Genomic DNA, 10,787 nt, shown 5'->3' with positions numbered 1-10,787 from the left:
TCTGGTAGAGCAGAGCAGGCTCAGGGCTACTGAAAGCCCGCTCCGTACCGCTTAGCGGTCGGAGCCGGGTAGTTTACCGCAGGCAAGCCAAAAAAGGTGGCCACCGCTGCAGCAATTCCCCCCTGCAACACTTGACGCCGCTGCAAACGGCTCTCCAGGATGCTGCTGAAAGTGGGGTTGGGAGAGTGGTTACACATAGGCTCGTCCCCAGGACGAAGCTTAGGGCCATGCGAATGGATACTCATGTTGACTTCTCCTCTTGTCTTGACAAGTTTTGTTTAGAAACTTGACGAGTCTTATAAAAAGCACCCACTCCCTGCGCTAGTCTATCTGCGCATCAGAATTAGGCACTACAACGTTAAGAGGAGACCAAGGCTAGGTTAAGCCTTGCAGGTCTAAACAGTTTCTTTAGATTGAGGCGGCAGTTTCTTAACCGTTTGTTACGATGGGAAGAGGACTTGCCTGATGTCAAGTGAATCAATTGCTGAATCAACTGCGAATGAAGAAGTGGCCTGCAGTCCTTGAATAGCGATTCTTAGGATTCTTTTCGTAACCTAGAGAACAAATACACCCCATCTTGATGGTACAGAAGCTGAAACTGGGTTTCCTTCTATAAAGCTTCGATCAGGATGCGGGAGAACTCTGGAGTGCTGCGCCACCCCGGATGACGGGTGTTGAGCAACACATAATCAAAGGGATCCCACTGAGAGGGCGGGGATCCATTGAAGCGGCCCTCGTCTGTAAAGTAGATTACAGGTCGCTGGGTGAGGTGAGGGCTGATCTCGTGGGTGGTGAGGACGCCCCCTTGGGTGGTGATCTGGGCAAGAGCCTGTCGGGTTGCCTGCCAAGTGTCCAGGGAGCTGAGATAAATCGAGCCGAAAAAGGTGTATTTCCCCAAGGCCAAAAAGGCCAGCGAAGACCAGATCAGGGGCAGTTTTCCATCTTTTATAAAATGGCTCTGGAAGAGGTGATTTTTCACATTCTCGATGACAGCTAAGAACAAGAAAGGAACGATAGGCAAAGCGTACTGATGCACCAGATCTCGATAGGCGGGGTTGCTGGAGAGTATATTCAAACCCGGGGTAGGCAGGGCAGGGATCCAGGGATCCCAGTGTCGCCAAGAGAGGCCCCAAGCCAAAGGCGCAACCAATAAAAATCCATAAAACAGGGTGTCCAGAGAGAAGACTTTGCTCAAAACCAGCATCGGTCTCAAGATTAAACCTTGAACAATTTCCGCAACAGAATTCCCTAGATAGTCGTAATGAGAAACGGCTGCCGGCTCGCTGCCGCTGAAGTAAGGGATGATCCCAAAAGTGGCTATCCCAAACCAAGCCGATCCTGCCGCAATTGCCGTCCAGCCGCCCACTTGGCAGCGCCATTGCCAGCGTTCTTGAATTCGTCCTCTTTCCCAAAGCAACAGCCAGGCTCCCAGGGCGACAACATTGAGAGACAACACTGCTTTACAGCCGAGGATGCCGCTCAAACAGAGAAGGAACCCCCACAATTTTCCAGAGCGAATGCAGAGCACAGCCGCCAAGAAAAGAGGAACAGCTATGACCTCTGGATGAAAATCAAAAAGGTTGGCGTTAAAAATGGCCGGGTAGAGAAGATAGGCCCCGGCAATCACCATTGCTTGGCCGGGATCGACCTTGGCCTGAAGTGCAAGGTGATAAATAGCCAATGCTCCCAAGGTTAACGCCAGGGATTGGAGCCCAAACAGCCAATAGACCGAGGGGACAATGCGGTACAAAAAGCTGATGGGATAGAGAATAAAGGCTGCGTGGTCTCCCAAGATGTGGATCCCTCGAATGGTCGAAAACGGAACCTCTCCCCGACTGATTAGATAGATGGATTGGTCGAAGATGCCGAGATCATATCCTCCAGACTGAAACAGGTGATGCCGGACAACACTACAGCCAAAGAGAATGAAGAAATTAAAAATCATGATTGCCAGCAGAAGTGGAGGCAGAGGACGATCCTTCATAAGAACTAGGGCTTTTGATTTATAGATCTTGGCAAGGTAACTTTATCGCTTTTCTCAGCCTTGCGTGACATCCTAGCGAGATCTGGATTCGGCAGAGGCTCCGCCGCAATTCCGGACATTTCTCTTTCCTCGGGAGTATGAGGAATGGCTCAAGCTTGTTGGAGATAACGATACAGATGAGTTAGGACTGGTTACGACAAGAGGGTGTGATTTGGCCCAAGATGGCAGCATGTCTTGCCCCAGTTGCTTCCGGTAAATTGTTGGTCTTACCTTGCCAGGTTTTATAGGCCAATACCGCGAAGGCAAGGGCCTCTTTGGCCTTAGAAGGGATCCCCACTTGGTCGGAAGTCAACAGGGTTGTGGTCGGCAGTTGTTCCTGCAGCAGTCGCATAAGGACAGGGTTTTGGGTGCCGCCACCGCTGAGGATAACTTGATCTGGGATCCTAGGTAAAAAGTCCCTATAGGCTTGGGCAATGGAGCAGGCTGTGAACCCCGTGAGGGTGGCAATACAGTCGTGGGCGGATATAAATTGGGGCCAAATTTGCTCCAAATAAAGGGATCCAAAATACTCCCGACCAGTGGTTTTGGGCGGTGCCTTTTGAAAATAGGGATCCCGCATCCATTCTGCAACTTTTTCCCAGTGGACTTGGCCTTGGGCAGCCCATTTTCCATCGCGATCAAAGGCTTGTTGTCCTTGGCTGGCCCGCATCACCGCCAGATCGATCAAAATGTTGCCGGGGCCAGTGTCGAAGGCCAAGGGGGATCCCCCACTGTAGAGGCTGGGGAGATAGGTAAGGTTGGCAATACCGCCGATGTTCTGGGCCACACGATGAAGGTGGGGATGCCTCAACAGCAGCCAATCCACAAAAGCTACCAAAGGTGCGCCTTGACCTCCTGCCGCCATGTCCCGCGCCCGAAAATTGCTCACCACCGGGATCCCGGTCAGCTCGGCAATCACCGCAGCTTCACCGATTTGCAAAGTCGAAGCTTCTGGCCCACTGGGGTTATGCCAAAGGGTTTGGCCATGGCTGCCGATGAGATCGATCTGTTGGGGGGTAAGATGGGCCGCCTGGATCCCTTGCAAGGCCGCTGCCGCAAAAGCTCGACCCAAGCGAAAGTTCAAGGTGCAGATGTGATCTACCGTGCCGGTTTTGGGATTCGCAGCCCGCAAAATCTCTGCCCGCAGCGTCGGGGAATAGGGGATTGTTTGGAAATGTATCAACTCCCACTGTAGGGAATCGTCGCCCTCGATGCGGACGATGGCTACATCGATCCCGTCTACAGAGGTGCCCGACATTAAGCCAATGACAATCATTTTGCTGGCGGCTCAACCAGAGGCTTGAGAAGGTCTAAAGTTTTGCCCCCTTTCCCCTTCCCCTTTTTAGGATACAGGCAGGGTATCCAGAGCTACCGTGTGGGGGACTATGAGTGAAGCCATCCGCTACGACCTTCTGTTGGTGGGGGGGAGTTCCTCCAACTTGATCTTGGCCCATCGCCTTTTGGATTTGGCCAAGCTATCCGGGCTAAGAATCTCCATCGCCATTTTGGAAAAAGCCCGCCAATTCGGCGGTCACATCGTCAGTGGCGCCATCTGCAACCTCCAAGTGATCGCCAAGCTCTTCCCCGATTTTGAAAGCCAAGGATTTCCCCACGAAGGCCGGGTGGAAGCCAATCACTTGAGCGTGCTGGGATCCCAACAGCGCTGGGATCTGCCGGAAGCGGTGATCCCGCCGGGATTTCGCAAGCAGGGGCAGTTCATTCTCACCCTCAGCCACGTCATCCGTTGGCTGGCCGAAACCCTGCAGGAAAAAGCCAAAGGGATCCCAAATGTTACCCTCGATGTGTTCCCCGGCTTTGCCGCCCATGAAATCCTCTACGAGGGGGAGCGGGTGATCGGGGTACGGGCAAGCGATTCTGGCCAAGTTTACGAAGATTGCATCTTTGCCGAACTCACCTGCTTTGGCGACAAAGGCTTCATTTCCAAAGATCTCATCGAGAAGTTTCAACTGCGCCCCAACCCGCAATTGTGGTCGGTGGGGGTCAAAGAGGTGTGGCAGATCCCCCAGTCCCTGCAGGGGCAGGTGTGGCATACCTTGGGCTACCCGGTTTTGGATGGCAGCTTCAGCGGCGGCTTCGTCTATGGCCTTAAGGAAAACCGCCTGGCTTTGGGTCTGATCATCGGCCTCGACAGCAAAAACCCCAACCTCAACCCCCAGCAACGTCTGCAGGAGTTCAAGGCTCACCCCTGGATCCAGTCCCTAATTGCCGGCGGCAGGTTGCTCAAATATGGGGCTGCCGTGATTCCCGAAGGGGGCTACCACAGCCTGCCCACCCGGTTTGGCGTTGAGGGAGCCCTGCTGTTGGGGGATGCGCTGGGGGTGTTGGATGTGGGCAGCTTGGCCGGGGTGGATAACGCGATGGAAACCGGCTATCTGGCGGCGGGCCTCATTCACGATGGCTTCTTGAAAGGGGATCTGCGCATCCAAACCGACTACCAAAAGGCGGTGATGGAAAGTGCAGTGGGGCAAAACCTCTACCGCAGCCGCTACTTCCGCGAGGCTTTTTTGGAAAACTCCCGCCTGCTGGAAGAATACTTACCTCAGGTGTGCCGCAGCGTCGATGCCGGCCACCCCTGGCTGGGATCCCTGCGCTGGGGTTTACAGGATCCCGTTCGCCGCGGACGAGAAACTCTGCGCGCCTACACTTTGCTCACCGGGCGGGTCAGCCCCAGCGAGCCACCCCCGCGAGGCTATGTGGCCCCCCACGCTGCCATTCAAGCGGATTTTGTGGCCCCCACAGCCCTGGCCCCCCAGGAATTGGCCGCTCGACCGGGCTATTTCTCGCGGCCCGATGCGGTTTTTTTTGCGGATCCCCGCTACCCCGAGGGTAACCGTCACATCCTGGAGTTCGACGCCGAAACCTGCCGCCGGTGCATCGCCACCTACGACAAGCTGAATCGCCCCACCCCCTGCGTGGCCGACTGCACAGCAGAGGTACACCACATCCGCGACCAAAATGGCATCCGCTCCCATGCCATGTCTTTGGAAAACTGCATCCAGTGCCGCACCTGCGAGATCATCTGTCCCCACTTAAACTTGCGGGTCAACCCCAGCTACGAGGGATCCGGGCCGGATTTCTATGGGCTGTAGCCGTTGCTGAGGTTAACTCAGTTCGCTGCAGCTCGCCTGATCCTGGGGGTCTAGCAACTGAGGTGAATGGATCTGCCCATCTTGGCCGGCGATCCCAGGGATCCAAGCAACCTAGGAAATTGGCTAGGTTGAGTTACGGCTTGTTGAGGATCTTTTGTCGGTGAGCGATTCTTTGGATGTCCAGGCTCCTCTGCCCGCTATCTTGGCCGATCTGCAAAAAGCCCTGGGATCCCTGGGGTTGGGTTATCTCCAGGTACAAGCGCGGCTTTCCGGCCACCGCCTGTTGCTGCGCCTAGAGGGGGATCCCTTGCCTGAGCCGAATGCTTTGCTGGGGAGCCTCTCGCCGGCCTTGGAGCAAATGGCGCTGACCCACAGGCAGCGTCAGGTGGAGCTGTTTGGCTTTTTGGCCAATGAAGGGATCCCAGAATGGCACTGCGAGTGGCGCTACCAGCCCCAGCCCAACCCCAACAGCCCTCTGTATCGCGCTCAGCGGGGGGATGGGGTAGCCATCCAGCAGGTACTGAATTACCTGTTGCGTCCAGAAGGGATCCAAGCACGGGTTCATTTCCATCCCAAACTGGGCCTCCTGCAGGTGAACTTGCAGGCGGCAGAAGCCCCGGATCCGGCTTGGGCTAGGGATTTTCTGCGGCGAGCCTTAACCCGTCTGGAATGGACTTTCTTGCAACGGCTGCGGCTTTCTGGGCAGAAACTGGGCTCTTTTTTCCCGGCCTGGAGCCAAGAGTTCGATCTCAAACAGCCTGCCTTTTGGCAGTCCCCGCAGGTGCCCTTGACCGGGCGATCCCCCATCTCAGAGAGAGAAATCTCTCCGCTGGATAAGCCGCCACCCCCTTCTCCTGCCTCCCAGACTGAATCTCCGGGTGTCAGTTGACGGAGGAGATAGTAAGTAGCCGAGCGTTTGCAGCCGCTGGCTGAGCGTATTCTGAAGGACAGTGCTCGTTGGGGTTGGCCATGCGGGTTGTTTTTTTCGGCACGCCAGAGTTTGCCCTGCCTTCGCTGCAGATCCTGTTGCAGCCGCAGTCTCCCTTTGAAGTGGTGGGATTGGTCTGCCAGCCGGATCGGCCCCAGGGACGGGGACAAAAGGTGCTTCCCCCCCCTACCAAGGTTCTCGCCCAGGCCCACGGGATCCCGGTGTGGCAGCCTGTCCGCCTGCGGCGGGATCCCCAAGTGCTGGCGGCTCTGGAGGCGCTGGCTGCCGATGTGTTTGTGGTGGTGGCCTACGGCCAGATCTTGCCCCTGACGGTGTTGCAGATGCCCAAGCTGGGCTGTGTGAATGTGCATGGATCCCTCCTGCCCGCCTATCGTGGCGCTGCCCCCATCCAGTGGGCTATTGCCAACGGCGAAACCGAGACCGGCGTAACCACGATGCTCATGGATGAGGGAATGGATACAGGAGCCATCTTGCTCCAGACCAAGCTACCCATTGGGCCAGAGCAAACCAGCCTGGAATTGGCACTCCAACTGGCTCAACTGGGGGCAGAACTCTTGGTGGAAACGCTCTTGAAATTGGAGAAAGGGGAACTCACCCCTATTCCTCAGGATGGATCCCGGGCAACCTACGCCCCTTTGCTCAAAAAACAAGACTTTCACCTCGACTGGCAGCGCCCTGCCCAGGCCTTGCACAACCAAATCCGCGCCTTTTCTCCCGACTGTTTCACCAGTTTGAGGGGGCAGCGGATCAAAATTGTCCGCTCTGCCTCTCCTCAACTGCACTCGCCACCCCCTGAAATCCCCCAGGGCAGTCCCGGAGAAGTGGTGGGGTTGGCCAGAGGAGAAGGGATCTACGTAGCCACAGGAGAGGGATCCCTGTTGATCCGGCGGGCGCAGCTGCCTGGCAAAAAAGAACAGTCCGCTTGGGACCTGGTCAATGGCGGCCAGCTCAAGGTGGGAATGCGCTTTGAGCCGCTGCCCAATTCTTGAGAGCCCACACACAGGGATCCCTTGGGCGCGGCCAACCCAAAGACGGCGAACCTGTCCGTTGCCTTGATTCTACTCTCTCTCTCTCTGGGAGAAAGGCTGGGGGTGAAGACTACTCCGGCTGGGGAAACTCCTGCCAAAGGTTGGTGCGCTGGCGCAAGCTGAGGAACTGTCCGCCGCCGAGGATAAGGTGATCCAAGACCGGGATCTGTAGCAGTTGCCCCGCTTGCAAGAGTTGCCGGGTGAGGGCAAGATCTTCTGGGCTGGGATCCAAGCTGCCGGAAGGGTGGTTGTGGGCCACCAGGATGCGGCTGGCTCCTTGCTTGATGGCGCTGCGGAAGGTTTCCCGCGGATGGGTGAGGGTTTCGGTGGCTGTCCCCCGGGTTACGATCTGCTGGCCAATGAGGCGGTGCTTGATATCTAGGTGCAAAACGGCAAAATGCTCCTGGGTCTCCCACATCAGGTCGCCGCTCAGGGCCATGGCTGCCTGTTCCGGCGACTCGATCACCGTGCGTTCTGGCGGGCGACCCAAAAACACCCGTCGCCCCAGCTCGATGGCGGCCAACACCGTTGCTGCCTTGGCCGGGCCAATGCCTTCGATCTGGATCAGCTCTCCGGCTTCCACCTGGCGCAGTTGGGCCAAGGGATCCCCTTGGGCTTCCAATTTTTTCAGGAGCAACTGGGCGAGGCCGACTGCCGAGAGCTTGCCTGGCCCCTGGCCAGTGTTGAGCAAGATGGCCAGCAGCTCGGCGTGGGAGAGGTGCCTTGCCCCTTGGCTGAGCAGCCGCTCGCGGGGACGATCTTGGGCAGGAATATCGCTGATGCGCAGCACGTACTGGCTCATCTGGGGCCTAGGGAGGAGAAGAGGTTTTTTTCAACAGCCAAAAGGGACTGCGGCGCTCGACGACCCGCCAAGATCCCAGAATGGCTGCCTGTTCGCCCTCGGGAGCTGTAAGTTCAGCTACAAAGGGATCCCAGGTAACCAGGTAGTCGGGCGCCTGCCCCTGGGCTTGCCAGTCGGCCAGCTCTTCTGGGCTGGCGGCGTAGGGAACCTGCAGCGGGCCATAAAAATAGGGTACAAAAGAGCGAAAGCCGTACAGGCCCACCGTTCCAGAGAGAGCCGGCTGGGCGTTGTTTTCGGAAGTGGCAAACTGCCGGAAAAAGTGGACGGCTCCTCCCTGGGTGTGTTGCAGCAGGCGGGGGAAGACCCAGCACCAGGCCAGTTGGGCGCTCAGTCCCGTGGCCAAGAGCAAAACTGTCCAGCCCCAAGCCCGCCGCCGTCCTCGACTCCAAAGGAGAATTCCCAGCAGCAGGATCGCGGCGGGGACGTAGGTCAACACCGGCCACTCCACCTCAGCCTGCAGGTATCCCAGCACCAAGCTGCTGGAAAAGTCGTCAGGGATGCCGGCAAAGACCCATGCTTGGACTAGCCCAGCGGGATCCTGGGATCCCAGCCAGGGCAGCAACAGCCACAGGGCCAGCCAAAACAAGCCACTGAGCAAGATCCAGGCACTTTCCCAAAAACTGGGCCCTCTTTTCTCAGCAACCAGGCGCTGCAAGCGCAGGGCAGCAAAGTAGGCCCCAATGGGGTACAGCAGCGAGGTGTAGTGAACCAGCTTGGTTTGCACCAGCAGCGAAAACAGGGCCAGCACCACCCCAAAAGCCACCAACAGCAGAGATTCTGCCCGCCGAGTCAAATCCACCGAGCCCACGCTCCTGGGGATGGGCTGCAGGATCTCGGCCAAAGCCAGAGCGCCCCAGGGAAAGCACCCCAGGGCAAAGGCCAACAGATGAAAATAAACCGGGCCGGGATGCCCATCTGAGCTGGTGAGGATGCGCCATTGGTAGCGCCCAAACTCTTCCACCCATTCTGGCCCCCGTTGCACCCCCTCCAACGCCAGCCAAGTGAGGGGAACAGCCACAGCTAGGCTGAGGAAAACCAGGCTCTCCCCCCATCGAAGGGGAGGATCCCGGTGCCAGACCTTGTAGCCAACCCAGATGAGCAGCGGCAACACCAACCCCACTGGCCCTTTGGCCAACACCGCCAAGCCCAGAGCCAGCGCCCCCACCGCCTTCCAAACCCGACCGGAGCACCCCACCCGACGCGCCTGATCCGCGGCCAACAGGGATCCCAGCCCCACACCCATGCCCAGGTTGAGTAGCGGGTCGATGAGACCAGTTTTGTAAAAAAACAAGGGCAGGTAGCCTGTCAGCAGCAAGATCCCCCATAGGCAGCCGAACCCCATCCCGCCCAGACAGGATCCCCACCCCACCAATAGCGCCACTGTGATCCCGCCCACCCAGGCATTGGGCAACCGCGCCGCCCCTTCGTTCATCCCTAAAACAGCCATGGACAGGGCCTGCAGCCAAAAAAAGAGAGGGGGCTTCTCGAAAAAAGGCTCCCCGTTGATGGCCAACGAGAGCGGATCCCCGCTGGCCAGCATCTGCCGCGCCAAGCTGGCGTAGATCAGCTCATCCCAGTCGAACAGGTAGGGGATCCCCTGACCTACCCACAGCCACAGGCCGGCCAAAAGCCCCATCCCCAGGGATCCCTTGAGGCGGCCCAGAAAGCTAGGCATGGAAAGCTTCTGAAGACACCACCCGGCCCACATTTTGAGGCGACCGCATCAGCCGCAGCAACTGGGCTGCCAGAGCGGATCCCTCTGTCTCTACCGGAATCTCCACCCCACACCAACGGCTGGAGCTACCCTGCAGGGCAGCTATCCACTCCGGGGCAAGGGATCCCCGCGCCACCCCGATCAATTGCGGCAGAGGCTCCCGACGATACAGCCCAATCCAGCGCAAGCCCAGTTGAAAAGGTCCCGGTCGGAAACGGGGGTTCAAGCGGCCATCCGCCTCAAACTTGCTCAACATCACCTGCAGAGAGCAGATCTGGCGAGTATTGAGCGCAGGAGCCGAAGGCACAAGGCGGGCGCGGAACGTGGCAACCATCTCCGCAAAAGGGATCTGAACGGTCTGCTCTTCTCCCGGCGCAGTGTCGAAGGCATAGCCGTGGGCGGGGCTGTCCCAGCCGCTTTCATCCCTCAGTAATATCTTATACCGCTGCCCATCCCCTCGCAGGCGCAGCTCCAGACCGGCAAACCCCGACAAGTCCAGCGGCGGCTGACAATTGCGGGTGCGCGTGGAAACAAACCCCCCAAAGTTGGCCGTGGAAACTTGCCCTGTAAACAGAAGCTGCCCCTCCCCCCACTGCAACTGGCTTTGGCTCACCCCTCCCATGACCACATCGTCCAAAATGCCCCAAAACCGGTTCAGATCTGGGTTGGGCCGGCGAAAGTCGAACAGCATCCGCTCCGTTTGCCCACTGCTGCGCAATTGCTCCAGATAAGCCTTGGCCGTTGGTGGATCCCCCAAACCTAGGATCACGGTTGCTGTCGCCCAATCTGGCGTATGGCTCACCTCCACGCCCTGCTGCCGCAGGGCCTCCGCCAACCCGTCAGGCAAACCTTCCCCCACCACCCCTATCTGGATAGCGACCGGCTCGGAAAGAGAAGGTGGCACAAAATCATCCTCCACGGCCTGGAACCCATTTTGAACCCGACGCCACACCTCAGCCCAAGGCAGGGCCTCATAGTAGGTGAGCGTGTTCCAGAACCGCCCCAGATCCCAAGGCATGAGTCTACCTGATACATTCACGCTGAACTCTCCTGAACATGGTTCAGGAAAGAAGCGATCGCATCCTGCCTATCTCTGAGCAG

General features: G+C 58.0%; 9 protein-coding genes. 3 read left to right on the top strand and 6 right to left on the bottom strand.

Annotated features, from left to right (window positions below):
- Nucleotides 1-26: 26 nt before the first annotated feature.
- From NW834_RS11915 to NW834_RS11905, 3 genes are all read right to left on the bottom strand, one after another.
- Nucleotides 27-197, bottom strand: coding sequence for a hypothetical protein (locus NW834_RS11915; RefSeq protein ID WP_414343072.1), 171 nt, complete (start codon nucleotides 195-197; stop codon nucleotides 27-29).
- Between the two features lie 413 nt (nucleotides 198-610).
- A complete protein-coding gene (locus NW834_RS11910; RefSeq protein WP_414418655.1) occupies nucleotides 611-1,945 on the bottom strand; it encodes a DUF2079 domain-containing protein in 1,335 nt (444 codons plus the stop codon).
- Between the two features lie 220 nt (nucleotides 1,946-2,165).
- The gene (locus NW834_RS11905) at nucleotides 2,166-3,299 is read right to left on the bottom strand and encodes an anhydro-N-acetylmuramic acid kinase (RefSeq protein WP_414418654.1); all 1,134 of its coding nucleotides are present in this window, start codon (nucleotides 3,297-3,299) and stop codon (nucleotides 2,166-2,168) included.
- 109 nt (nucleotides 3,300-3,408) lie between these two features.
- Here NW834_RS11905 and NW834_RS11900 point away from each other — a divergent pair, with 109 nt between their 5' ends.
- From NW834_RS11900 to fmt, 3 genes are all read left to right on the top strand, one after another.
- Entirely contained in the window at nucleotides 3,409-5,133 is a 1,725-nt protein-coding gene (locus NW834_RS11900; protein WP_414418653.1) for an electron transfer flavoprotein, read from the top strand.
- A 160-nt stretch (nucleotides 5,134-5,293) separates the two neighbouring features.
- Nucleotides 5,294-6,022: a hypothetical protein gene (locus NW834_RS11895; RefSeq protein WP_414418652.1), complete on the top strand. Its 729-nt coding sequence runs from the start codon at nucleotides 5,294-5,296 to the stop codon at nucleotides 6,020-6,022.
- An 80-nt stretch (nucleotides 6,023-6,102) separates the two neighbouring features.
- On the top strand, nucleotides 6,103-7,071 hold the full coding sequence (gene fmt / locus NW834_RS11890; protein ID WP_414418651.1) for a methionyl-tRNA formyltransferase: 969 nt from the start codon (nucleotides 6,103-6,105) through the stop codon (nucleotides 7,069-7,071).
- Nucleotides 7,072-7,180: 109 nt separating this feature from the next.
- On the opposite strand, the gene radC is transcribed toward fmt, so the two are convergent.
- From radC to NW834_RS11875, 3 genes are read right to left on the bottom strand one after another with little or no spacing between them, the layout of a single operon-like run.
- A complete protein-coding gene (gene radC / locus NW834_RS11885) occupies nucleotides 7,181-7,912 on the bottom strand; it encodes a RadC family protein (RefSeq protein ID WP_414418650.1) in 732 nt (243 codons plus the stop codon).
- 7 nt (nucleotides 7,913-7,919) lie between these two features.
- Nucleotides 7,920-9,647, bottom strand: a complete 1,728-nt coding sequence (locus NW834_RS11880; protein WP_414418649.1) for an ArnT family glycosyltransferase — start codon at nucleotides 9,645-9,647, stop codon at nucleotides 7,920-7,922.
- A complete protein-coding gene (locus tag NW834_RS11875) occupies nucleotides 9,640-10,704 on the bottom strand; it encodes a CIA30 family protein (RefSeq protein ID WP_414418648.1) in 1,065 nt (354 codons plus the stop codon). Before NW834_RS11875 ends, NW834_RS11880 begins: the two co-directional genes overlap by 8 nt.
- Nucleotides 10,705-10,787 lie beyond the last annotated feature (83 nt).

It is taken from the genome of Synechococcus sp. R60.1 (assembly GCF_047461835.1).
GTDB lineage: Bacteria > Cyanobacteriota > Cyanobacteriia > Thermostichales > Thermostichaceae > Thermostichus.
This window is presented reverse-complemented; position numbering and strand designations above follow the sequence as displayed.